We start from the raw sequence: 23,920 nt of genomic DNA on the forward strand, positions 1-23,920 counted from the left end.
TTTTTTGAAAAATTTCTAGATTTTTTCTTGTAGTTCATCTTCAGTTAACATTTATTTCGTATACTACGATCATTGTTCTGATATACTTATTAGTATACCGAATATTTCAATACGGGAGAAGGGTGATTATGCTTCAATTAAAAGATATAAAAAAATATTATAAAGTCGGCGAAACCACCACCAAAGCATTGGATGGTGTGTCTGTCGCTTTCAGACAAAAAGAATTCGTAGCAATTTTAGGTCCTAGTGGTTCTGGTAAAACGACTATGCTGAATGTGATTGGTGGACTAGATAATTATGATTCCGGTGATATGGTAATCAACGGAAAGTCTACTAAAGACTTTAAGGACAGTGACTGGGATGCCTACCGAAACAACTCTATCGGTTTCATTTTTCAAAGTTACAACTTGATTGGTCATCTAGACATTATTGAAAACGTTGAACTTGGGATGACATTAAGTGGTGTTTCTAAAGACGAAAAACGAAAACGGGCAGAAGATGCATTGCACCGGGTCGGCTTGACAGATCATATGCATAAAAAGCCAAATCAGTTATCTGGTGGACAAATGCAGCGAGTGGCCATCGCTCGAGCACTAGCCAATGACCCAGATATCCTTTTGTGCGATGAACCAACCGGAGCGTTAGATACAGAAACAAGTATCCAGATCATGGAATTGATCCAAGAGTTATCGAAAGAAAAATTAGTGATCATGGTCACACATAATCCTGAATTGGCCCATCAATACGCAGATCGGATCATTGAATTTTCTGATGGTAAGATCTTAACAGATTCCCATCCTCACATCGAACGACCAAAAGATGATCAATTTAACTTACGCAGAACAAAGATGAGTTTTTGGACAGCGTTGAAGCTTTCCTTCAACAATATCCGAACAAAAAAAGGACGTACTTTCTTGACCTCCTTTGCTTCCAGTATTGGGATCATCGGAATCGCGATCGTTCTGTCCCTTTCTTCTGGATTCCAAAAACAAATCGATAACACGCAAGCTGAAACGATGGCGAAATTTCCGATTACTATTTCTAAGGTAACGACTAACCAGACTCGTGACGATGCCGGATTGGGTGCAAGCAAAGCGGATTATCCAGACAGCAAAACGATTACTGCAAAAGTCAGCGAAGAAGATAAAGCACAGCACACGAATAAGATTGATCAAACATACGTCGATTACGTAACAGACATCGATCCTAACTTAAGTAATAATATCGGATTTACCCGTACTACAGGAATCAATCTTTTACGTGATGTAAATGGCAAAGTACAGCCTGTCAGCTTCTCGAATCAAAATCCTGATACGGAATCTCTTTCTTTATCTAGTACGATGTCAGCAATGACAGGTGTGGGAGTGTCAAGTTTCCCTACACAGCTTGACACTAGCAAAGAAAACTTTTTAAAAGACAATTATTCTTTACTTGCCGGAAGTTATCCAGCCTCAGCAACAGATGTCGTGCTGATCGTAGACGGCAATAATAATACTAATATCAACGCATTGAAGAATCTTGGATTTGATGTGAAAGAAGACGAAAAACTTGATTTTGATGATATCGTTGGTACAACATTCAAATTAGTAAACAACAATACTTACTATACAAAACTTCCAACTGGGAATTTTATCCCTAATACAGATTATGATGCGATGTATCAGAATGCTTCTGATGAATTGAAGATCTCGGGGATCCTACGCGTGAAATCTTCTTCTACAATGAATCTCTTATCTCCAGGAATCGCTTATAGCGATCAATTAACGACTCAAATCGTCAACGAAAACAAAGAATCAGAAATCGTCAAAGCTCAAAGAGACAGTGATGTAAATGTCTTAACTACTGAAAAAGTTGACGAAAATGCCAAACAAACATTGCTTAGTTATTTAGGTGGAGACAGCTTGCCTTCAAGTATCATGATTTATCCGAACAATTTTGAAGACAAAGAAAAGATCTTGGATTATCTAGATGATTACAATAAAGGCAAATCAGATGAAGATAAAATCATTTATACTGATTTAGCTGGAACGATGACTGAACTGACTGGCGGATTGATGGATGCTATCACTTATGTCCTTATTGCTTTTGCAGGGATCTCTTTAGTAACAAGTATGATCATGATCAGTATCATTACTTATACATCTGTGATTGAACGGACAAAAGAAATCGGTGTACTAAAAGCTTTAGGTGCACGTAAAAAAGACATCACTCGCGTATTTGACGCAGAAACGTGTATTTTAGGTATTTCTTCTGGGATATTAGGTGTGTTTATTGCATGGCTAGCTACGTTCCCTATCAATAGCATCTTATACAACATGACGGATCTAAAAAATGTTGCTCAACTAAATCCTGTCCATGCGATTATTCTAGTGATCGTCTCTACTATATTGACGATGCTTGGCGGTCATCTTCCTGCACGAATGGCAGCGAAAAAAGACGCCGCTATCGCTTTGCGTGCAGAATAAGGTTGTGACAACCACATTTAGATTTGAGTCATAAGAGCGCTGAAATAGTAGAAAACAGCAAGAAACGAGGAAGTAATATGTTCCTTGTTTCGCGCTGTTTTTTTTAATTATTTTTTATAATTCTGGTATACTTTTCTTTCCTTTGTACCACAACTCTTCTGGCGTATACCTGTCTTTTCCATTTATGAATACTGTTCCATCTGCTTCAATCGTTACTTCAGTCCCAATCCACATATTACGAGAAAGTGCGAGAAGATTTTTTCTTTTTCCTCTTCCTTTTTTTCCAAATTGCAAGGCATCGGTTATCTCTTCTGTCCAATGAGATTTCACGTATTTTACTTCTCCGTTTTCAAATGTAACTTTCAAAATATTCGCTATATTTTCCACTTTTACTGCTTTAGGAAATGACTCCTCCATTTTTTTCACTTTCCTTCCTCCAACACTAAGTATGCGCTTTCTTTTAGTGATAAGTATATCATAGTTTATTCTATTATCAAAAAACGCATCCATTCCATTGTAGAATACTTTACCGAACAAGTTGAATTGTTTTCCTCTTTTTCACCTTTTACTATAGATAGGTAAAGACAACTAAGGAGGAATCTCTCATGACAGATCAACCGTATGATTTAAGAAAAGTCATCGAAGAACTAAAAACACTTCCAGGTCAATATCACGAAACAGATATTGAAATCGATCCTGAAGCAGAATTATCTGGTGTTTACCGTTATATCGGTGCTGGCGGTACAGTAAAACGTCCGACTCAAGAAGGACCAGCTATGACTTTCAACAATATCAAAGGTTTCCCCGGCACACGTGTGAACATCGGAACAATGGCTAGTCGTAAACGTGTAGGTGAAATTTTGCACCATGATTATCGAACACTTGGTCGTTTCTTGAAAGACGCTGTAGAAAATCCAATCAAACCTGTGAAAGTAGACAAAGCAGACGCTCCAGCACAAGAAGTCGTTCATCTAGCTACCGATGCAGACTTCGATATTCGCAACATTTTGCCTGCACCTACAAATACTCCTGAAGATGCTGGTCCATACATCACAATGGGTGTAGTCTTAGGATCAGATCCAGAAAAAACAATGAGCGATGTAACGATCCATCGTATGGTTCTAGAAGATAAAGATACGATCGGTATGTACATCATGCCTGGCGGACGCCACATTGGTCACTTCCAAAAACAATTCGAAGCCTTGAATAAACCAATGCCTATCACTATCAATATTGGTTTAGATCCAGCAATTGCCATTGGCACGACTTTCGAACCACCTACCACTCCACTTGGCTACAATGAACTATGGTGTGCAGGAGCTTTGCGTAACGAACCTATTCAAATCGTTGATGGTATAGCAGTCGATGAAGTGGGTATTGCTCGTGCTGAATTCATCATTGAAGCAGAAATCATGCCAAATGAAACAATGCAAGAAGATATCAACACGAACTCAGGAAAAGCAATGCCAGAATTTCCTGGCTATACTGGGGATGCTAATCCAGCTGTACAAGTAGTGAAAGTCAAAGCAGTTACTCACCGAAAAGACAATCCAATCATGCAAACAACGATTGGTCCCAGTGAAGAACACGTATCTATGGCCGGTATTCCTACAGAAGCAAGTATTCTTGCCTTGGTCGATAAAGCTATTCCAGGAAAAGTAGTAAATGTCTACAATCCTCCTGCAGGTGGTGGTAAATTGATGACCATCATGCAAATCCGTAAAGAAAACGAAGCGGATGAAGGTATTCAGCGTCAAGCAGCTATTCTTGCTTTATCAGCCTTCAAAGAATTGAAGACAGTCATTTTAGTCGATGAAGATGTTGATATTTTCGACATGAACGATGTAGTTTGGACTTTCAACACTCGTTTCCAAGGAGATAAAGATATCATCGTGATCCCAGGAATGAGGAACCATCCATTGGACCCATCAGAATTACCAGAATATAATCCTGGCTCTATTCGTTTCCGTGGGATGAGTGCAAAAACTATCTTTGACGGTACAGTTCCTTTCGATATGAAAGAACATTTTGTACGTGCAAAATTCCAAGAAGTAGAAGATTGGGAAAAATATTTGAAATAATGAATGATCTGCAACTGTTTTGACATCATAAAAAGGAGTGCGGAAAATGGAACAATTGGCACAACGGAAGAAAAAAATCGTGATTGGTGTAAGTGGCGCTTCAGGCACCATTTATGCCATCAACCTAGTGAAGAAACTAAAAGAATATCCGATGATAGAAACACACGGAATCATCAGTCCATGGGCAAAACAGAACTTAAAGCTGGAATCCGACTTATCACTAACTGAATTCGAAAGCCTGTTTGATTACCATTATTCAAACAAAGATTTAGGTGCTGCTGTCGCCAGCGGATCATTTTTGACCGATGGAATGATCATCGTACCGGCAAGTATGAAAACAGTCGCAGGTATCTCTGTTGGTTTAGGCGACAACCTGATTGCACGTGCTGCTGATGTAACAATGAAGGAGCAACGAAAGTTAGTCATTGTTTCTCGTGAAACGCCATTAAATGCCATTCACTTGGAAAACTTGACTAAATTAGCACGACTAGGTGTGCAAATCATACCACCAATTCCTGCTTTTTATAATCAGCCTCAAACGATCCAAGATCTTGTTAATCACCATACAATGAAACTTTTGGATCAATTTGGAATTGTAAATGAGCATTCAAAACGTTGGCAGGGTGATTAATATGGAAAAAGAAACGATAGTTGAAGTAACCAAACTAGGTTTCACGATCCAAGCTGCTGTTAAAGTAATCGGTAAAGACTTATTGATCACTTTAACAGGCGGAGATACACCACATATCGGAACAGTCACTACATTTTCTCGTGATACAGAGATGCAAACTGTACGTTTCCCTAGCCACGATGGTCGGTTCCATAAAGACGATGTCTTAGCCGAAAAAATAGCTGTGATCATCAAAACTGCCGTTCCGGGAAGTTGTACGATCACTTCCGGTATCCATGTTGACCATATCTCCAATGCACAAATCAACGCCTCTTTTCCGATGTCAGAAGAGTTAGGTTACAAGATTTTAGATTGGTTGGAAAAAATAGATTTCCATATCAAAGAACCAGTTTATTATAAAGATGGTGAAAAACCATTATGAAAGAAGAGGTTGTGAAATCAGCGTTATGACCTGAGTATGAGAGAAAAAAATGGAAAAATAGCTTCTCATATTTTGCCGTTTTTGAGCTAATACCGAGGGACAGCTGATTGAACGCCGTTTATCAAGAGGTTGTGATAAAGCCGCTTCGTTTCGAGTAGTAAGAAAAATTTTGTAAACATGGGTTTCCACATTTTTGCATAAATTTGACTTACTACCGAGAAACTGGCTTTTGAACACCGTTTATCAAGAGGTTGTGACACGTCTTTTGTCACAACCTCTTTTATTTTTGCTTCACTGTAACTGCTACAATATCACCGATTTCTTTTCCGATGTTTTTACGAATATCTTTTCGTAGTCCAAGGATGTAGCAGACTGAACCATCTGGATTTTTCACGCCCATATTCACGATACTGCCTTCATACGGCACATTGTCAAAAGTTGCTTGGACTTTAACTCTTCCAGCACCGAATTCTTTTCTTATATCATACGGAAAAATAATATATGCCCCGCCCTTGCCGACTTCGGAAGCATAGATTTTTGATTCAAAAGAATAAATTTCCCTCATTTTATTTCTCCTATTTTTTACATCTAGTATAGCATAGCAAAAAAAAGAAGGAACTGTGACAAAAGTCTTGTCGCAGTTCCTTTTTTCGAATAAACGGTGTTCTCCTGCCAACTCCTCGGTCACAAGTCACAATAGTCAACAAACATGAGAAGCTGTTTTTTGAAATTGCTCCTTGTGACTCAGAGTTAAACGGCAGGCTCACAACCTCTTCCTTAAACGGTGTTCAAAAGCTTGCATCTACGGCACTAAGCCCAATCAGATGAAAAATATGGAGTGCTATTTTTATCTGATTGTTCTTACTGCTTGATGCAGAGCAGCTTTTTCACAACCTCCTACATGGTGTTCAAAATATTATTCGCCTTTTGCTTCTTTCACTAATTTTGCGAATGCTTGTTGTTGGAATTCAGCAGCTAAGGCTTTCGTACGTTGTTCTTGCTCTGCTTTGCTCATTTTTGGATTTTCAGTCATTGCTTTTACCATACCGTCTTGAACATAAGCTTTTGCTTCACTTTCCATCGTACTTTGCTGTTTCTTCACTAATTCAGCTAACTTGGCTGCTTGGTCCGTACTTAATTCTACCCATGTCTCTGGGATTTTGAATTTATTCACTCGGCTGTCATATTCGTGATTGTTATCAGCAATATTGAACCAGAATTTATACATGTCGTTTTTGTATTCCCAATAAGTAGTTTTCGTCACTTTTTCAGCATCGCCGTCTGTCTTTTCTACTTTATTTGTTTCGTTATCCGTACCAGTTGCTTTTGGTTTTTCTTGTTTTTCATTTGTTCGGTAAAGATACACTTTTTCTTTTCCATTCCCTAAAGCTTTATACAAAAGCATATCTGCTCCTTGGGAATCAGCACTGGAAACAATTTTTTCTGTTTTTGTTTCCGTTACTTTTTCCATTCCAAAGTGATTGGACAAATTAGCGACGATCAAACTTAGTGAAGCGACGAAGATTAGTCCGAAAATCAAAGATAAAAAGGTTTGCCATGTTTTTTTAGCGAACACGTTCGTTAAAGCAAAAGCAAGCAAGCTGACAATCAAAACTCCAATAATCATGCATTATCCCCCGCTTTCGTTAGAACAGGTTCTTTTTTCTTCAATAAAAAGGCAATAATAAAGCCAAGGATCCCAAAGATGATCGCTACGATAAACGCGGCATGGTAACCTGACAGTGTGGCATTGATTGCCTGATCTTTATAAGCTAATGGTGTATTATCCAATACAGATTTGCTTGGGATATTTGCTTTTGTCACATTCGTCAACACACTGATCAAAATAGCTGTACCAATCGAGCTTGCGATTTGACGGAATGTATTATTTACCGCTGTCCCGTGACTGATCAAGTTATTTGGCAATGCATTCATACCAGAAGTCGTTACCGGCATCATGACCATGGAGATCCCAAACATACGGATCGCATAAAGGATCACGATATATAAAACTGGAGTCGTTTTTGTCAAGAAAGCAAATGGTGCAGTTGCCGCTGTCAAAATGAACATCCCTGTGATGGCTAAACGTTTCGCGCCATATTTATCGAAAATCGCACCCGTAACAGGCATCATAGCCCCCATGATCAATGCACCCGGCAACAACATCAAGCCAGAATGGAATGCTGATTCTCCACGAATATTTTGAATATACAATGGTACGACCATTTCTGCCCCTACCATCGCCATATTTGTTACACCAGCTAAAACAGCGGCAATCGTGAATGTAGATGATTTGAATACGCGAAGTTCCAAGAATGGATGTTCCAAATGTAATTGACGCCATGAGAACAAGGCGATGAAAATCACACCAACAACTAAGAAACCAATTACTTTCAAGCTTCCCCAGCCGTCATCTCCTACACTAGAAAATCCGTAAAGTAAACTACCGAATCCAATCGTTGATAAAATAGCGGATAAAATATCAATGCTAGGATTTGACAATGGAATAACACTTTTCATTAGGAAGAATGCTAAAACCAAGACAAGAACAACGATTGGCAGTACCATACCAAACAAGTCACGCCAATGGTAGTTATCAATGATATAACCAGATAATGTAGGGCCTAAAGCAGGAGCAAGTCCAATAACGATCCCTGACATCCCCATTGCTGATCCTCTTTTTTCTGGCGGGAAAATAGATAGCATGATATTTTGCAATAATGGCATCGATACTCCCACACCGCAAGCTTGGATCAAGCGACCGATTAGTAATGTACTAAAATTAGGTGCTGTAAAGCAAGTAATTGTTCCGATCAAAAAGATCGTCATGGCAGAAAGATATAAATTTCTTGAACTGAATTTATTGATCAGCCATGCTGTTATTGGGATCATGATCCCGTTGACTAGCAAGAAACCAGTCGTTAACCATTGCACATCAGACGCTGAAATATCGAAAGCTTTCATCAATGTAGGAAAAGCTGTCGTCAATAAGGTCTGATTCAAAACGGTACAAAATGTACCAATTAATAAGACAACAACTAAAAGTGTCCGATTATATGGTTTTCCGTAAATATCTACGGGTTGGTTGTTACTCATATTTCTCCTTCTTTCTGAATTTTTTCTGAAACTACTAGAATACTTTAGTCCTAAATTCGCTATTTGTCAACCTACTTGACACATAAGTTAATACGGATATAATTAAGGGAAGCAAGAGGACAAAAGGAGTGACAAAAATGGTTGGGGCTTCCCTTAAACGTTTGTTGGAAAATGATCAATTGGTTGTTGGCATCAGTGAATTAAGTGATATCGTAGGTGTGTCTCCACGTCAATTAAGGTATTGGGAACAAAAGGGATTCATTCGTTCGATCGAAGCTGATGCGAATTGTCCTAGAAAATATCGTTTACCTACAGTCATAAAAGTAGAACTGATCAAAAAATATTTAGATGACGGATTTACTTTGTCAAAAGCTGCAGAAAAGGCAGAAATCCGCCAAAAGAAAATGCACCATGTCCGTAAAGTTTTTTCAAAAGCAATCAAAGATATCGAATTGATCGACGAACGCTATACGATTTTACAAATCGGTAACTTCAAAGAAGAGAATGCTAAGATGTACATCATTCATGACAACGAGACAGACGAATTAACTTACAAGCTCCTTCCTGTCGATGAAAAAGCTGACTACGAACAGTTGTTAAAAGAACTCTAAACGCCACTAATCTCCTAAGTACCAAGCTTTTTAATAAGTAGATGCTACATAAATACTTGAAAAAAGGCCTGTTTGAACATAAGAATATCCGAACGGTGATCTGCGTTTCTTTCATATAGAAAGGAATTCTCCATCACTGTTCGGATATTTTTTTATTTTTTTCGGTTACTTTCTTCTAATACATCTGTTAGCCAATTTGCATATTCTGTTTCCCGATTGATCGCATGCGCTAAAATCAGGTAGTGTCCGTAATTTTCATGTTTTTCTTTTTCAGTAGGAAAGATCGTTTTTTTTCGCTCTAATAGATGAAGTCGTTTTTCTTCATGAAGGTCACGCTGCTGCTGAATAATTTCTACTAATGCCGGATCATTCACGTCTTTGACGAAATACAATTTCAGAACAAATTCGTCTCGATTAACCGGTAGTTCATTGGTGGGTGTATGAATCCACTCTGCCAATTGTTCCTTCCCTTCTTCTGTTAATTCATAAACTTTCTTTTCCAATTTTTCACCTGTGATCTCTACTTGATGCTGAATGATTCCTTGCTCTTCCATTTTTGCAAGTTCAGGATAAATCTGACTATGTTTTGCTTGCCAAAATTCTCCTATTTCATTTTTGAACGATTGATTCAATTCATATCCTGTCATCTTCTTCTTACTTAATAACCCTAACAAAATATATCGAAGTGTATTTTTTCTTGCCATCAGTTTTCCCTCCTTGACAAATCTTTAAATCCATTCTATCATAAATGAGTAATCGAAAACATGTAGTTTATTACATGTTTTAATTTATAAGGAGATGCTTAAACATGAAAGAATTTAAAGAATTGGAAGATTTTATTGGAACTCACTTTATCTATACGTATGACAATGGTTGGGAATATGAATGGTATGCCAAAAATGACCATACTGTTGATTACCGTATCCATGGCGGAATGGTCAAAGGCCGTTGGGTAAAAGACCAAGAAGCTGATATCGTTAAATTGACGGACGGCGTATTCAAAATCACTTGGACAGAGCCAACAGGGACAGACGTGGCATTGGACTTTATGCCAAATGAAAAGAAACTTCACGGAATGATCTTTTTCCCTAAATGGGTTGAAGAACATCCAGAAATCACTGTTACTTTCCAAAACGAACATATCGCAGAAATGGAAGCAGCTCGTGAAAAATATGAAACTTATCCAAAATTACTTGTTCCTGAATTTGCTACGATCACTTATATGGGTGATGCAGGTATAGACAATGAAGATGTTATTAGCGAAGAACCATACGATGGAATGCCAGATGATATCCGTAGCGGAAAATACTTCGATGAAAATTATAAACGAGTAAAATAAGGTTGTGAAAGAGAGGTTGTGAAATCAGCGTTCTGACCTGAGTATTAGAGAAAGAAACGGAAAAATAGTTCCTCATGTTTTGCCGTTTTTTGAGCTAATACCGAGGGTCAGCTGATTGAACACCGTTTATCAAGAGGTTGTGAAATCAGCGTTATGCTTTGAGTAATAAGAACGCTAGTTAGAAAATAGCTTTTCATATTTTCTAGGCTAGTGGGCTTATTACCGAGAAGCAGCCGTTTGAACACCGTTTATCAAGAGGTTGTGAAATCAGCGTTTTGACCTGAGTATTAGAGAAACAAATGGAAAAATAGTTCCTCATGTTTTACCGTTTGTTGAGCTAATACCGAGGGGTCAGCTGATTGAACACCGTTTAGTGGAGAGGTTGTGAAAAAGCTGTTCTGCATCAAGTAATAAGAACAGCCAAATAAAAATAGCTCCTCATATTTTTTGTTTGGTTGGGCTTATTACCGCAGATGCAAGCTTTTGAACACTGTTTATCAAAGATTGTAACAACTGCATATTCACACAGTTAAATTAGTGACTTCAAAATGAAATAATGCTCCCAGCAAAAAATTAGGCTGGGAGCATTATTTCGTTATTCTGTTCATCAAAAATCAGCGTTTTGATTCCATTTCATCACAAGTTCCTCCTCATTTACTGCTTCATCTTTTTGCTGTGTTTGAATTGTAAAACCTTGTGAAAGATAGAAATGAATAGCTGATTGATTTTTTTGATAGACTGTCAAAGTCAGTGTTTTATTGGTTTCTTTTATTTTTTTCATTAGTTGCGTACCGATTCTTTGTTGCCGGTATTCCCTTTTCACAAAGATTCCTGCGATAAACTGATCAATCACCCCAGCAAAACCAATAATTTCTTGATCTATTTCTGCTAAGTAAATCACTGCATCTGGTAAAGCTTTCCTAACAGATTCTACTTGATTCTCCCAATAAGTTGATGGAATGAATTCATGAGAATCCAAGTTAGCATGCAGCCAAATCGATAGAACAGATTCCAGTTCTTTGGCAGACAATTTTGTTGTTGTGCGGATCATTTTTTCTCTCCTTACTTATTCATTGATTTTAAAATAAAAACCATTTTTTTGAAGCTCTTTTACAAGTTTTCGCCCCTCAAAAAAGTATATCTTCTCTTGTTTTACTTTTCTAATACCAAAAGAAACAGCAACTTTAGGATCATCAGCTGAAACGATTCGATAAGTTCCACCAGGCAATTGATCCAGCTTGACTTTCCCATGATGGTCGCTTTGTACTGAAAACGGCACACCATTTCTAGTAAGTGTTTTTTTCTTATGTTTCAAAATGAATGAACTACCATTTACCGGTTTCCCTGACGAATCACTAATAATAAATGAAAAATCAAGCACTTTTTTACTTAATCTATACTGATAGATTAGTCGTCCGATAAACACTAACAGTATGACTACAGCTATTATCGTTCCTGCAAGAATAAACCATTGCCGCATGGTTCTTTCCTGATTTCCTTTTCCTTCTTCTTTTTTTACCGATTCGTTATAAGGAATCCGATGTCCTGTCACTAGCAAACGATGCGTGTTGATCATATACGGCGTACATGTAAGCAAGGTAACTAAGTCTTCTCCTTCTGAAATCGTTAGAACAGACGTGTCATCTGGCAGTACCACTTGTATATTTTTAACTTGATAAGCCAATTTCTCCCCCAAAACAGTCAAAATAAACGTGTCTCCGTTTTCTAAACGATCTAATTCGGTAAATAACCGTCGATTAGGTAAACCGCTGTGAGCAGAGATCACTGAATGCGTCGAATTTCCACCAAGCGGGAAAGAGGTTCCTTGCAAGACGCCTGCTCCATTTTCAAGGATCCTACCATTGAGCCGATCATAAAGTGAAATATTTAATTGGATCTTAGGTATATTGATACTTCCGATCAGCCATTCCTCTAATTGGCTGGATGTTGTACTTTCATTTCTGTTCTTTTCATTGAAAGGATCAGTACCAGGATTGAATCCTTGGTCAGTTAATCGTTGGTTTTTCTCCTCCATTTTCTTTCGCTGCACTTCAATTTCAGCTGCGGTCCGTTTTTGTACTTGTTCGATACGTTTTTGATCAATAAAACTATTTAAAGAATCCACATAAAATGGATATAAAGCGATCAGTAACCCTACGACGATACATATTAATAAAAACAAACGAAACAAAAGTCGACGAGACTGTTTTTGCTTACTCTGCTTCACATGTGTCCTCCCTTGCAAGTTTTTTTGTTCTTTCTTTTATTATATGGGTTCAGGAAAAAAATAGAAAATGAAAGCCGATGAGGTTGTGAAAAAGCTGTCCTGCATCAAGTAATAAGTACAGCCCAAAAAAATAGCTACTCATATTTTTTGTTGGGTTGGGCTTATTACCGCAGATGCAAGCTTTTGAACACCGTTTAAGGAAGAGGTTGTGAAAACTGCGTTATGCTTTGAGTAATAAGAGCGCTAGTCAGAAAATAGCTTCTCATATTTTCTAGGCTAGTGAGCTTATTACCGAGAAGCAGCTGATTGAACACCGTTTACCGAGAGGTCATGAAAAAGCTACTTTGTTTCGAGTATTAAGAAAAATTCTGTTTCAAAACAAGGAGATGCAACAAAACTTATGTCGCATCCTCTCTCCTTAGAACTTTCACTTATGTTTTTCTTGTAAAATTCATAAATATTTTCATGAATTTTCTAATTTCTTGCCTACCTCTCGCATAGGATATATGATGAATTTATCTAAAGTTTGCAAAGGAGTTCGACAATTGAAAAAATATGGCCCATTTTTAGCAATTTTTTTCATTGCTTTGGCATTTCTCATGCCGCATTTATTCACACATAAACTAATTTTGGGTGCTGATGCCCCATTCCATTACAATCGGTTCTATGATGCCGCGCAACAAATTAAATATGGGGATTTCCATTATTTTCCTTCCCTTTATGGATTCCAGCAAAGTGGCAGGATCGTGAATGCCGTTTACGGCCCATTTTTCGCTTATTTACAAGGATTGATCGTGTTGCTTGCAGGTAGCTGGTTTCATTATCAGATTCTTTCAAATTTCATTCTTTATCTTATTTCAGGATTTTCTATGCTGATTTTACTGAGATATGTCAATGTTCGAAATTGGGTAAGTGTACCAGTAGCCGTTTTATTCATGAGTACGTATTCTATTCAATACTGGTCTATCAACCAAGGATTCACTAGCTGGGGGACTTGTTTTTATCCTTTATGTATGATCCCTATTGCTGATTTCGTCCTTCATAAAAAGTTCCCTGTTATCAAAGTCGCTGTCTCAGTGGGACTTATGACACAGATCCATTTACTGTCTTCGATCATGTTAGCTTTGATGTATATCCCTTTTTATCTTTATTACTTTTTTAACCAGACTGAAAAAGGAAAAGCACTGCTTCAACTGATTAAGTCGGTCTTGCTTTATTTTGTTCTGACAGCAAATATTTGGGCAGGATTAGCTATTGTTTACAGTGGGAATAAGATTCTTCCTCCCTTTGTTAACAGAGAAATGAGTCAAAAGGCGATAGATCTGGATGGCAGTTATTGGCTCCATTACCCTAAGGCCTTTCCTATATTGATATTATCAGGTTTTTTGCTTTTTATTTTCTTTCAACAAAAGAACACCTTATTCCAAAAAATCGTGTTGTACACAAGTCTTGTTTTCTTTTTTCTTTCTACTAGCTTGATTCCATGGACGACATTGATCGAAAAAAATGTGCCTTTTATTAGTTTGATCCAGTTTCCATTTCGATTTTTCGTGCCATTTACGCTATTGCTTCTACTTTACCTTGCCCTTTCACTGAACCAGTGGTCTGAACAAAAGTGGTTTCGTCTTTTAAGTATATTTGGCATTCTTATTTTTTCAGCACAGACGATCCAGAACTTATACCAGCATCTGGAAAAGTGGGAAAATGAAACATTTGTCAGTCGACATACTTATCTATTCGATACGCCGGAAGAAGCAAGGAAAACATTCTTCAGCAAAGATATGTCTACCAGCTTGTTCGTTTTCCAAAAAACCACACCTGACTATCTGCCAATCTATAAGGAGACAAAAGACAATAAATACGACCGGTATAACGAAGAAATACTAGAAAACGAAACAACTTTTATAAAAACACATCCAGGCGGTCTTCTGACAATCAAGTGGAAAAACACTGGGGACAAAACTGTTCATATCCCTGTTATCGTCTACGATCGGACTGTGCTACAGCAAAATGGAAAAACATTGACTGATTATGAAGTAACAGATATCGGGACCCCAATCGTGAAGCAGCAAAAAGGAATCAACGAGCTCACGCTTCATTATCAAACGCCAATCTATTTCTATTTCATTCTTTCTCTTACTTTGATTGGTTGGTTTACCTTGCTATGTTTATTTATTTATCATAGATACAAGCATTTACGTGCTTAGGCAAAAGGGATAAATGCATCCGATCAAAAAAACTCTCCAAACGGTATAATCGTTTGGAGAGTTTTATTTTAATCAGTTTTTTTATGTTATATGTTATATTTTTTATTCGTTCACATCTAATTCGATTTCCACCCCGTAGTGATCACTGATGATTGGACTATCGATCCCATCAAAAATCCGTTGATATTTTTTAACCTGCATTCCTTCAGGGACGAAAATAAAATCTATACGCAATTTTTCTGTATTTTGTTCCCAACCATCGATTTTCTTTTCCACAGTAGCTGCTTTTCCTTTTTCATTCGCGACAACATACGAATCTTGAAGAAGAAGGCAACTTTCTCTTACAGTATAATAACCTTGAGAGTCTACTGGATTATTGAAATCACCTAGGAAAAAAAGTGGTACGCGAGTTTCCAAAAAGTAGTTTTCCAAGTTTTTCCACTCAAAATAAAAGCCACTTTTTTTATCTGTCCACCAAGAAAAGTGGCAGCTCGAGACAAAAATGTCCTGATCATCTATCTTTGTTTTCCCAATCAAGATCTTGCGTGTCTGATAATCTTCTTTCTTTTGAGATTGGGAGACGGTAAGGACCTGACTTTCCAATGTTTTTTTCGTAAGCAGTGCATTTCCTTCTTCATATTTATCATAACCGATGTGGCTCATTTCCCAACTCCAAAAATACTCTTTTCCGTGTTCCTTTAAAAGCTGAACTAAACGGTAGGCAAAATTATCTTTACGGATAGGTACTTGATTCTTTACCGGACAGAACTTCATTAGCTTCGCAGATTCTACTTCTTCAGATTCCAGTAATTGGTTGATTTCTTGTAAAGCAATCACTTCATAATCTTCTAACAGGATCTTATCTGCTAATTCTTGCAATTTTTTCTCTGGTTCTGGCTCAAGCCAGCTATGCGTGTTGAGTGTCATGAATTTCATTGGTTTTCTCCTTGTCTTCATTTCGAAACAAAAGGGTTGTGACAAAATTTTTGTCACAACCTCTCCAGCAAATAGTGTTCTCCTGCTAACTCCTCAGTAATAAGCTCAATGGACCAGGAGCTATTTTTTGTTTGGCTGTTTTTATCACTTGGTGCAGGGCAGCTTTTTCACGACCTCTCCACTAAACAGTATTCAAACTGCTGCTTCTCGGTAATAAGCTCACTAGCCTAGAAAATATGAAAAGCTATTTTCTGACTAGCGCTCTTATTACTCAATGCATAACGCAGTTTTCACAACCTCTTCCTTAAACGGTGTTCAAAAGCTTGCATCTGCGGTAATAAGCCCAACCAAACGAAAAATAGGAGGAGCTATTTTTGTTTGGCTGTTCTTATGACTTGATGCAGGACAGCTTTTTCACAACCTCTCCTTACATTTTAATGGAGCCGATCACTTTACCAGCTGTCACTGTACCTAATTGCTTGATCACTACTTCTTCTACTTTATCGTTTGTAAATACGATCATGATCGTTGGATCTTTTTCTTCGTTTTGGATCACATCAAGATCCATCTCAGCTAATTTCGTTCCTGTTCCTACTTCTTGGCCTTCTTTGACAGCAATCTCAAAAGCTGGCTGATTCATTTGGACTGTATCGATTCCCATATGGATCAAAACTTCGATACCATCTTTCGTTTCCAGCCCAATTGCATGTTTGCTAGGGAAAATACTTGTCACTTTTCCAGCGATCGGCGCAACAACTTCTCTTGATGTTGGAATAACAGCAAAGCCGTCACCCATCATTTTTTGTGAGAATACCGGATCTTTTACTTCAGATAAAGGAATCACTTCTCCAGAAGCTGCGGAAACTAGTTCTTGTTCTATACCTAAGTATTGCTTACTACCTGCTTGTCCATTTCCTGTAGAAACCATTTCTGGCTCTGGAATCTCTGCTCCTGATTGCAGCAGATCTTCGATATCTGATTTCAAGACATCTGCTTTTGGTCCATAAACTGCTTGGACTCCATTGTCTTTGACGATCAATCCCATCGCCCCTGCTCGTTTCCAGGCTTCTTCAGTCCCTACTTTTTCTCGATCATTTACACTTACGCGTAACCGAGTCATACAAGCATCGACATCTTTGATATTTTCTTTTCCTCCCAGCAAATGAATGATCTGGACCACTTGCTGATCTGCTGTTCCTGTTCCGCTGTTAGATACAACGGTTTCTTCACTGTCATTGTCGTAATTTCCGTTACGTCCCGGTGTAGCAAAGTTGAATTTTTTGATCAAGAAATTTGCTAAGAAATACGTAACAACACCAAAAGCGATCACACACAACACGAAGTTGATAAGATCTCCACCTAGACCCGCTTTGATAGCTAACGGTGTCCGAGTCAGCAATTCGATATTCCCAAATGAATGGACCCGCAATGGCAAGATATCTGCCATCGCAAATGCAGCCCCTTGGATCACTGAATAAATGACATATAATGGCACAGCAGCAAACATAAACATGAACTCCAATGGTTCTGTTACACCTGTTAGAAAGACAGCCAACGCTGCTGAAAAATACATTGATTTATATCTTGCTTTCTTATCAGGATCGACATTACGATACATCGCAAAAGCCATTCCCATCAAGATACCTGAAGAACCAATCATTTGTCCTACTTTGAAACGAGCCGGCGTCCAGTTATGCAACACAAACTCATATTGCGACATATCCCCTGCACCTTTAAGATTCACTAAATCAGTGGCCCAAGCCAACCATAACGGATCTTGCCCAAATACTTGTGTCCCCGCCTGTGCGCCTGATAAAATCTCATACGATCCGCCAAGCTGTGTATAGTTGATAGGAATCGTCAGCATATGATGCAATCCAAATGGCAATAGTAAACGTTCTAATGTTCCAAATAAAAACGGTGCTAGAATCGGTGCGCTTTCTTGTGATTCTGCAATCCATAAACCAAAATTATTGATTCCAGCCTGTACGTTTGGCCACACCACAGCAAGAATCAATGCCACGATTGTTGACCATAAGATAACAACAAACGGAACAAAGCGCTTTCCATTGAAAAATGACAAAGCATCCGGCAATTTTCTATAATTATAGTACTTATTATAAGCCATTGCCCCGACAAATCCAGCGATGATCCCTACGAATACTCCCATATTCAAAGCTGGTGCTTCCAATACACTTGTAAAAAATCCTTTAACCATGATCTTCGTACCGAACAGAGTGTGGGTAAATGCATCTTCATTCGCAAGCATGTCACTTGTGACACCAAAGATAGCCCCAGTGATCCGATTGATTAAAATAAATGAGATCCCAGCTGCAAATGCTCCGCCTGCTCTTTCTTTTGCCCAACTTCCTCCTATTGCTAAAGCAAATAAAATATGAAGATTACCAATAATTGCCCAACCAATATTTTCAATTACTCCGCCCGTTGTGACAAGCGGCGTCCAATCAGGATTGATCAAGGGAATTGATTTCCCTATACTGATCATCAACCCAGCTGCCGGCATAACTGCTACCACAACCATTAAAGCCTTTCCAAATTTTTGCCAAAACTCAAAACTAAATATCTTTTTCATTCCGTTTAGCTCCTTTACGCAATCGGTTTCGTTAAACGTATTATAGCGTGCGTTTTCTTTTTTGTAAATGCTTTATTTTTTATTTTTCTGTCTATACCATTCTATAAAACCTATAATACGTGTGTTCCCTTCTATAATTTTCTCCTAAAAATTTATTTTTTTAAGCTTTTTTCTATGAAATATTTTCTTTTGTCTATTGACTTGTGCAATCGGTTGCGTTTATTATGAACGTATAAAACAGCTCATTAGGAGGAGAAAAATGAAACAGATCAAACGACTATTTGCTATTGATCCATGGAAAATCAGCACGACACAATTAGATAAAAAAAATCTTCGACTGCAAGAATCTTTAACAAGTATTGGAAACGGTTATATGGGGATGCGCGGGAACTTTGAAGAAACTTACTCAGGGGACCACCATCAAGGTACTTATTTGGCGGGTGTCTGGTATCCCGATAAGACACGTGTCGGCTGGTGGAAAAATGGTTATCCAGAATACTTTGGAAAAGTGATCAACGCCTTGAACTTTATCGCGATAGATATTTCGATCAACGATCAGCTGATCGACTTGGCTTCTTTGGAACCAGAAGACTTTTACTGGGAATTAGATATGAAAAATGGTGTATTATCTCGTACATTCACAATCACTACTTCTACTAATAAAGTACGCATTTCCTTCGAACGTTTTCTGAGCATTGTCAAAAAAGAATCAGCTTACATCTATTTAACTATAGAAATGCTTGAAGGTAGCGGAACAGTCAAACTCGTATCAAAATTGGATGGAAATGTTCAAAACGAAGACAGCAACTATGATGAACATTTTTGGAATGAGATTGATCGTGGAACTATAGAAGAAATCGGCTATTTGACGACTAAAACTATTCCAAACAACTTTGGGATTGAACAATTTACTGTTACTGCAGCAATGCGCCATTTCGTTAATGGAAAATCAGTCATCCCTGACTATCACGAAGATACTTTAGCATTACATGGTTGCTTGTCTGCAGAATTATCTCAAGGTGAGACATGGTCAGTGGAAAAAGAAATTATCGTTCTTACTAGTAGAGATATTCCAGAAGCGCAGCAAGCAGAAAAAGCTGTCTCAGAATTAACGAACCAGACAAACAATTATATCCAAGCAAAAGAAGAGCAAACAGCGGCTTGGGCAGAACGATGGAAGCTTGCCGATGTGGTCATCGAAGGAGACGAAGAAGCACAACAAGGTATTCGATTCAATTTGTTCCAACTATTCTCTACTTACTACGGCGAAGATGAACGATTGAATATCGGCCCCAAAGGATTCACAGGAGAAAAATACGGCGGAGCCACTTACTGGGATACAGAAGCGTATGCTGTCCCTCTTTATCTTGCTTTAGCCAAACCTGAAGTAACTAAGAATCTGCTGAAATATCGGCATAATCAACTGCCGCAAGCAATCCACAACGCTCAGCAACAAGGATTAAAAGGCGCGCTTTATCCTATGGTCACCTTCACTGGTGTCGAATGCCATAACGAGTGGGAAATCACATTCGAGGAGATTCACCGAAATGGCGCGATTGCCTATGCAATCTACAATTATACGAATTACACCGGCGATACGGAATATTTGAAAAATGAAGGACTGGAAGTTTTAGCAGAAATCGCACGCTTCTGGGCAGACCGTGTCCATTTTTCAAAACGAGCAAATAAATACATGATCCACGGTGTGACCGGCCCAAACGAATATGAGAACAATATCAATAACAATTGGTATACAAATACGATCGCAGCTTGGGTCTTGCGTTACACGCGAGAAAATTATTTAACTTATCAAAAAGAAGCTGCTATCACTATCAGCGAAGAAGAACTAGCCAAATGGAAAGATATCGCAGAGAACATGTACTTCCCAGTTGACGAAGAATTAGGAATCTTTGTCCAGCATGACACATTCTTAGATAAAGATCTCATGCCTGTATCCGATATTCCCACAAGCGATCTTCCTCTGAATCAGCATTGGTCTTGGGACAAAATCCTTAGATCTTGCTTCATCAAGCAGGCAGATGTACTACAGGGGATTTATTTCTTCAATGATACTTTTACAAAAGAAGAAAAGCAAAAAAACTTTGATTTCTATGAACCAATGACTGTCCATGAGTCTTCCCTTTCGCCAAGTATCCATTCGATTTTAGCAGCAGAATTAGGAATGGAAAGCAAAGCTGTAGAAATGTACCAGCGAACAGCTCGCTTGGATTTGGATAATTACAATAACGACACAGAAGACGGCTTGCACATCACTTCCATGACTGGTAGCTGGTTGTCGATTGTCCAAGGATTTGCTCAAATGAAAACTGCCCATGATCAGTTGAGATTCGCACCATTTCTGCCAAAAACTTGGAAAGCTTATTCTTTCCATATCAATTATCGCGGACGTTTATTGTTCATCTCAGTCACAGATGAACAAGTTACTTTCGAGTTATTAGAAGGTTCTCCTCTAGAAATTTACGTCTATGAACAGTCTTATTCTTTAGCGGATCGTCTAGAAATAACGCTAAGAAAGGAGGAAGCAAATGTTTAAAGGGGTATTGTTTGATTTAGACGGTGTCATTACCGATACTGCTGAATTCCATTATCGTGCTTGGCGAAAGCTTGGTCAGGAAATCGGCATTACGATCGACCACACATTCAACGAACAGCTAAAAGGCGTCAGCCGAGAAGACTCACTCTCTTTGCTTTTAGCTTATGGCGGAAAAGAACACTCTTTTTCAAAGGAAGAATTTGCAGAATTAGCGAAAAGAAAAAACGATTATTATTTAGAGATGATCCAGACGATCGAACCAAAAGATGTCTTCCCCGGGGTCGTGCCTTTACTGGATTCTTTAAAAGAAGAAAAAATCAAGATTGCTCTTGCTTCTGCAAGTAAAAACGGGCCATTCCTACTTGAAAAAATGGGTCTTACACCTTACTTTGATGCTATTGCCGACCCGGCAGAAGCAACAAACGGAAAACCTGCGCCAGATATCTTCCTCCTTGCAGCAAAAGCTGTCGGACTAAAAGCAGAAGAATGTATCGGGATCGAAGACGCGCAAGCCGGTATCCAAGCCATCCTCTCAAGTGGCGCTCAACCAATTGGCGTGGGACGTGCTGAAGACCTTGGAGAGGAGATCCCGCTTGTCCCTGATACGACTTTTCTTACGATCGATTACTTGAAAGAAAAGTGGCATGACCATGGATAATCCAGAGATCTCCGTCGTACCAGTTCCAGAGACTGAAATAAAGAAAATCACATTGAAGAACGACTACTTAGAAGTCGTTCTTCTCAATTACGGTGCCCGCCTGCACCAAATCTTCGCACCAGACAAAGAAGGAAAATCAGAAAATGTTTTATTGTCTTACGATCGTTTCGAAGATGTTCTAACAGACAAAAGCTTTTTTGGAGCAACTGTCGGACCTGTAGCCGGAAGGATCCGGGATGCTTCTTGGGGTGAGCATAGATTGGAGAAAAACTGCGGATCACACCATATCCACGGTGGCACGAAAGGCTGGTCTTTCCAATTTTGGGAAGTAGAAGTTTTCAAAACTCCATCATCAATAGGTGTGGTCTTTTACTTAAAAGATGAATTTTCTACCTATCCAGGACCAATCACTGCTACGATCACTTACCGTTTAACAAAAAACGAATTAGAGATGACAACCTCTGCTAGTAGCCTTGTTGAAACCATCTGCAATCCGACCAACCATGCCTACTTCAACCTTTCAGGAAATGGAACAAGAGACATCTATGAACATCAGTTAACGGTCTTTTTAGATGGTGTGCTTGAATTAGATCAAGAAAAACTGCCTACTGGAAATTGGACAAAAAAAGAAAAACTGCCAATCGACTTTAGAAAATCCCCAACACTGCAAGAGATCCTTGCATGTTATCCAGATGGACTAGATGATGTATTTCTTTTGCATCATCCTAGGCTTTCCAAAACTTCCTTACAATTATTCGAGAAGCATTCTGGTCGCCAAATGACTATAGCAACTTCTAATAAAAGTATGGTATTATTTTCTACGACTGGATTCGAAGCTGATTTCTCTGTCAATGGAAAACAGATGCATTCAAACTACGGATTAGCAATCGAACCGCAAGAAATCCCTGATATCGTTCATTTCCCCAAATTTGGATCGATCAACCTCCATCCTGGTCAAGAACGGATCAGTCAGACGATTTATCGGTTCTCTGCACAATAACAAGAGAAAGGTGTTTTTATCATGGCTATTACCGTAAAAGATGTGGCGAAAAAAGCCGGTGTTGCCACCTCGACCGTCTCTCGTGTCATCAACGATCATCCTAGTATTTCCGAGACAACAAAGAAGAAAGTCCGAAAAATTATGGATGAACTAGGTTATGTTCCTAACATGACTGCCCGCAATCTAGGAAAACGCATTTCCAGTGCCATCGGCGTAATCTTACCCCCTCTTGATTCAAAAGAGCGGATCGGTAACCCATTTTATCTTGAGATCATGGAAGCAATCAACGAAGAAGCGCGGAATTATGATATGACTACAGCAATCGCTACTGCTAAAAATTTTGAATTGCTGTTAGAGAACGTCCAGCGTATGCATTTACAAAAACAAGTAGATGGTTTTATTCTAGTGTATTCAGATAGTCAAGATCCTGTCATTGATTATTTATACCAAAACCACATCCCTTTCACTTTGATCGGACAGCCTTATCATCATGAGAACGAAATCGTTTATGTAGATAATGATAACCAGCTTCTAGGTAAACAAGCAACAGAATTTTTGATCCAGAATGGACATAAGAATATCCTGTTTGTGACAAACACGACTCATGAAAGTTTGTATTTCGAACGATATTTCGGTTATCAAAAAGCAATGATGATGGCTGGTCTTCCTGCGTTATCCAGTGTAGTACTAGAGCATCCGGAGGATTATCTGTCCTTTGAGAAAACGTTGAAAGAAAACGAAGCCACAGCATTGGTGGTCATTGACGATATCTTCGCCCTTCGCACGATGCAGTTGGCGCAAATGTACGGCTATGTCATTCCAGAGACACTCTCCGTCATTAGCTTCAACAACTCGATCTTCTCAACATTAACACACCCTTACCTTACAAGTATCGATATCGATATCTCCGAATTAGGACGTGTCGCTATGCAAAAGCTGCGCGAATTGATCCATGAAGAATTGAGCAGTGGCGTACGTTTGGTCATCCCTCATCGCTTGATCAAAAGAGAGACAGTCGTTCCTTTAGAAAACCCATACTAAATAGCTGACTCACTAAATACGCTGACCATTTATCCTATGGTCAGCTTTTTATGTAAAAGA

The 23,920-nt window shown here is 38.6% G+C and carries 20 protein-coding genes; 11 read left to right on the top strand and 9 right to left on the bottom strand.

Going from position 1 to position 23,920, the window contains the following annotated elements; genetic code table 11:
- Positions 1–128: 128 nt before the first annotated feature.
- Entirely contained in the window at positions 129–2,465 is a 2,337-nt protein-coding gene (locus DIZ30_RS03265; RefSeq protein WP_109023090.1) for an ATP-binding cassette domain-containing protein, read from the top strand.
- Positions 2,466–2,579: 114 nt separating this feature from the next.
- On the opposite strand, the gene DIZ30_RS03270 is transcribed toward DIZ30_RS03265, so the two are convergent.
- Entirely contained in the window at positions 2,580–2,891 is a 312-nt protein-coding gene (locus tag DIZ30_RS03270) for a hypothetical protein (protein ID WP_002296825.1), read from the bottom strand.
- Positions 2,892–3,070: 179 nt separating this feature from the next.
- Here DIZ30_RS03270 and DIZ30_RS03275 point away from each other — a divergent pair, with 179 nt between their 5' ends.
- From DIZ30_RS03275 to DIZ30_RS03285, 3 genes are read left to right on the top strand one after another with little or no spacing between them, the layout of a single operon-like run.
- A complete protein-coding gene (locus DIZ30_RS03275; protein ID WP_002294617.1) occupies positions 3,071–4,546 on the top strand; it encodes a UbiD family decarboxylase in 1,476 nt (491 codons plus the stop codon).
- A gap of 46 nt (positions 4,547–4,592) precedes the next feature.
- On the top strand, positions 4,593–5,177 hold the full coding sequence (locus DIZ30_RS03280; RefSeq protein WP_109023091.1) for a UbiX family flavin prenyltransferase: 585 nt from the start codon (positions 4,593–4,595) through the stop codon (positions 5,175–5,177).
- Position 5,178: 1 nt separating this feature from the next.
- On the top strand, positions 5,179–5,598 hold the full coding sequence (locus tag DIZ30_RS03285) for a hypothetical protein (protein ID WP_002286333.1): 420 nt from the start codon (positions 5,179–5,181) through the stop codon (positions 5,596–5,598).
- A 280-nt stretch (positions 5,599–5,878) separates the two neighbouring features.
- Here DIZ30_RS03285 and DIZ30_RS03295 read toward each other — a convergent pair whose 3' ends face one another.
- The 3 genes from DIZ30_RS03295 to DIZ30_RS03310 all read right to left on the bottom strand — a co-directional run bounded on the left by DIZ30_RS03295 (position 5,879) and on the right by DIZ30_RS03310 (position 8,694).
- Positions 5,879–6,163 (bottom strand): DUF1905 domain-containing protein, encoded by a 285-nt coding sequence (locus tag DIZ30_RS03295; RefSeq protein WP_002286335.1) that lies wholly within the window; start codon positions 6,161–6,163, stop codon positions 5,879–5,881.
- Positions 6,164–6,514: 351 nt separating this feature from the next.
- Positions 6,515–7,225 (bottom strand): DUF4811 domain-containing protein, encoded by a 711-nt coding sequence (locus DIZ30_RS03305; RefSeq protein WP_098381395.1) that lies wholly within the window; start codon positions 7,223–7,225, stop codon positions 6,515–6,517.
- On the bottom strand, positions 7,222–8,694 hold the full coding sequence (locus DIZ30_RS03310) for an MDR family MFS transporter (RefSeq protein ID WP_002293204.1): 1,473 nt from the start codon (positions 8,692–8,694) through the stop codon (positions 7,222–7,224). Before DIZ30_RS03310 ends, DIZ30_RS03305 begins: the two co-directional genes overlap by 4 nt.
- A 137-nt stretch (positions 8,695–8,831) precedes the next feature.
- Here DIZ30_RS03310 and DIZ30_RS03315 point away from each other — a divergent pair, with 137 nt between their 5' ends.
- Complete coding sequence (locus tag DIZ30_RS03315) at positions 8,832–9,305, top strand: MerR family transcriptional regulator (RefSeq protein WP_002286344.1); 474 nt, start codon at positions 8,832–8,834, stop codon at positions 9,303–9,305.
- Between the two features lie 152 nt (positions 9,306–9,457).
- On the opposite strand, the gene DIZ30_RS03320 is transcribed toward DIZ30_RS03315, so the two are convergent.
- Positions 9,458–10,009, bottom strand: a complete 552-nt coding sequence (locus DIZ30_RS03320; RefSeq protein ID WP_002286354.1) for a PadR family transcriptional regulator — start codon at positions 10,007–10,009, stop codon at positions 9,458–9,460.
- Between the two features lie 104 nt (positions 10,010–10,113).
- Between DIZ30_RS03320 and DIZ30_RS03325 the strand changes: the two genes are divergently transcribed.
- A complete protein-coding gene (locus DIZ30_RS03325; protein ID WP_002286355.1) occupies positions 10,114–10,644 on the top strand; it encodes a phenolic acid decarboxylase in 531 nt (176 codons plus the stop codon).
- Positions 10,645–11,251: 607 nt separating this feature from the next.
- Here the strand turns inward: DIZ30_RS03325 and DIZ30_RS03340 are convergent.
- Positions 11,252–11,695, bottom strand: a complete 444-nt coding sequence (locus DIZ30_RS03340; protein WP_002286361.1) for a GNAT family N-acetyltransferase — start codon at positions 11,693–11,695, stop codon at positions 11,252–11,254.
- A gap of 15 nt (positions 11,696–11,710) precedes the next feature.
- On the bottom strand, positions 11,711–12,871 hold the full coding sequence (locus DIZ30_RS03345; RefSeq protein ID WP_002286364.1) for a class C sortase: 1,161 nt from the start codon (positions 12,869–12,871) through the stop codon (positions 11,711–11,713).
- A gap of 506 nt (positions 12,872–13,377) precedes the next feature.
- Here DIZ30_RS03345 and DIZ30_RS03355 point away from each other — a divergent pair.
- Positions 13,378–15,078, top strand: a complete 1,701-nt coding sequence (locus tag DIZ30_RS03355) for a hypothetical protein (RefSeq protein WP_025477414.1) — start codon at positions 13,378–13,380, stop codon at positions 15,076–15,078.
- 102 nt (positions 15,079–15,180) lie between these two features.
- On the opposite strand, the gene DIZ30_RS03360 is transcribed toward DIZ30_RS03355, so the two are convergent.
- Positions 15,181–16,014 carry an endonuclease/exonuclease/phosphatase family protein gene (locus tag DIZ30_RS03360; RefSeq protein WP_109023092.1) on the bottom strand — a complete coding sequence of 278 codons (834 nt, stop codon included), beginning with the start codon at positions 16,012–16,014 and terminating at the stop codon, positions 15,181–15,183.
- Positions 16,015–16,441: 427 nt separating this feature from the next.
- Complete coding sequence (locus DIZ30_RS03370) at positions 16,442–18,607, bottom strand: PTS transporter subunit IIBC (protein ID WP_002286368.1); 2,166 nt, start codon at positions 18,605–18,607, stop codon at positions 16,442–16,444.
- Between the two features lie 259 nt (positions 18,608–18,866).
- Between DIZ30_RS03370 and DIZ30_RS03375 the strand changes: the two genes are divergently transcribed.
- From DIZ30_RS03375 to DIZ30_RS03390, 4 genes are read left to right on the top strand one after another with little or no spacing between them, the layout of a single operon-like run.
- Entirely contained in the window at positions 18,867–21,161 is a 2,295-nt protein-coding gene (locus DIZ30_RS03375) for a glycoside hydrolase family 65 protein (RefSeq protein ID WP_002286373.1), read from the top strand.
- Positions 21,154–21,819 (top strand): beta-phosphoglucomutase, encoded by a 666-nt coding sequence (pgmB, locus tag DIZ30_RS03380; protein ID WP_002286375.1) that lies wholly within the window; start codon positions 21,154–21,156, stop codon positions 21,817–21,819. The genes DIZ30_RS03375 and pgmB overlap by 8 nt, the downstream gene beginning before the upstream one ends.
- Positions 21,812–22,819 carry an aldose epimerase family protein gene (locus DIZ30_RS03385; RefSeq protein WP_002294627.1) on the top strand — a complete coding sequence of 336 codons (1,008 nt, stop codon included), beginning with the start codon at positions 21,812–21,814 and terminating at the stop codon, positions 22,817–22,819. Before pgmB ends, DIZ30_RS03385 begins: the two co-directional genes overlap by 8 nt.
- 21 nt (positions 22,820–22,840) lie before the next feature.
- Positions 22,841–23,860: a LacI family DNA-binding transcriptional regulator gene (locus DIZ30_RS03390; RefSeq protein WP_002294628.1), complete on the top strand. Its 1,020-nt coding sequence runs from the start codon at positions 22,841–22,843 to the stop codon at positions 23,858–23,860.
- Positions 23,861–23,920: the final 60 nt, after the last annotated feature.

Origin of the sequence: Enterococcus sp. H57 (assembly GCF_003112495.1) — a bacterium.
GTDB lineage: Bacteria > Bacillota > Bacilli > Lactobacillales > Enterococcaceae > Enterococcus_B > Enterococcus_B faecium.

Coding starts and splice junctions, on each gene's coding strand:
- DIZ30_RS03375 (WP_002286373.1), top strand. CDS start 18,867: ATGAAACAGATCAAACGACTATTTGCTATTGATCCATGGAAAATCAGC.
- DIZ30_RS03325 (WP_002286355.1), top strand. CDS start 10,114: ATGAAAGAATTTAAAGAATTGGAAGATTTTATTGGAACTCACTTTATC.
- DIZ30_RS03310 (WP_002293204.1), bottom strand. CDS start 8,694: ATGAGTAACAACCAACCCGTAGATATTTACGGAAAACCATATAATCGG.
- DIZ30_RS03280 (WP_109023091.1), top strand. CDS start 4,593: ATGGAACAATTGGCACAACGGAAGAAAAAAATCGTGATTGGTGTAAGT.
- pgmB (WP_002286375.1), top strand. CDS start 21,154: ATGTTTAAAGGGGTATTGTTTGATTTAGACGGTGTCATTACCGATACT.
- DIZ30_RS03320 (WP_002286354.1), bottom strand. CDS start 10,009: ATGGCAAGAAAAAATACACTTCGATATATTTTGTTAGGGTTATTAAGT.
- DIZ30_RS03340 (WP_002286361.1), bottom strand. CDS start 11,695: ATGATCCGCACAACAACAAAATTGTCTGCCAAAGAACTGGAATCTGTT.
- DIZ30_RS03295 (WP_002286335.1), bottom strand. CDS start 6,163: ATGAGGGAAATTTATTCTTTTGAATCAAAAATCTATGCTTCCGAAGTC.
- DIZ30_RS03315 (WP_002286344.1), top strand. CDS start 8,832: ATGGTTGGGGCTTCCCTTAAACGTTTGTTGGAAAATGATCAATTGGTT.
- DIZ30_RS03305 (WP_098381395.1), bottom strand. CDS start 7,225: ATGATTATTGGAGTTTTGATTGTCAGCTTGCTTGCTTTTGCTTTAACG.
- DIZ30_RS03275 (WP_002294617.1), top strand. CDS start 3,071: ATGACAGATCAACCGTATGATTTAAGAAAAGTCATCGAAGAACTAAAA.
- DIZ30_RS03285 (WP_002286333.1), top strand. CDS start 5,179: ATGGAAAAAGAAACGATAGTTGAAGTAACCAAACTAGGTTTCACGATC.
- DIZ30_RS03355 (WP_025477414.1), top strand. CDS start 13,378: ATGATGAATTTATCTAAAGTTTGCAAAGGAGTTCGACAATTGAAAAAA.
- DIZ30_RS03385 (WP_002294627.1), top strand. CDS start 21,812: ATGGATAATCCAGAGATCTCCGTCGTACCAGTTCCAGAGACTGAAATA.
- DIZ30_RS03265 (WP_109023090.1), top strand. CDS start 129: ATGCTTCAATTAAAAGATATAAAAAAATATTATAAAGTCGGCGAAACC.
- DIZ30_RS03390 (WP_002294628.1), top strand. CDS start 22,841: ATGGCTATTACCGTAAAAGATGTGGCGAAAAAAGCCGGTGTTGCCACC.
- DIZ30_RS03370 (WP_002286368.1), bottom strand. CDS start 18,607: ATGAAAAAGATATTTAGTTTTGAGTTTTGGCAAAAATTTGGAAAGGCT.
- DIZ30_RS03360 (WP_109023092.1), bottom strand. CDS start 16,014: ATGAAATTCATGACACTCAACACGCATAGCTGGCTTGAGCCAGAACCA.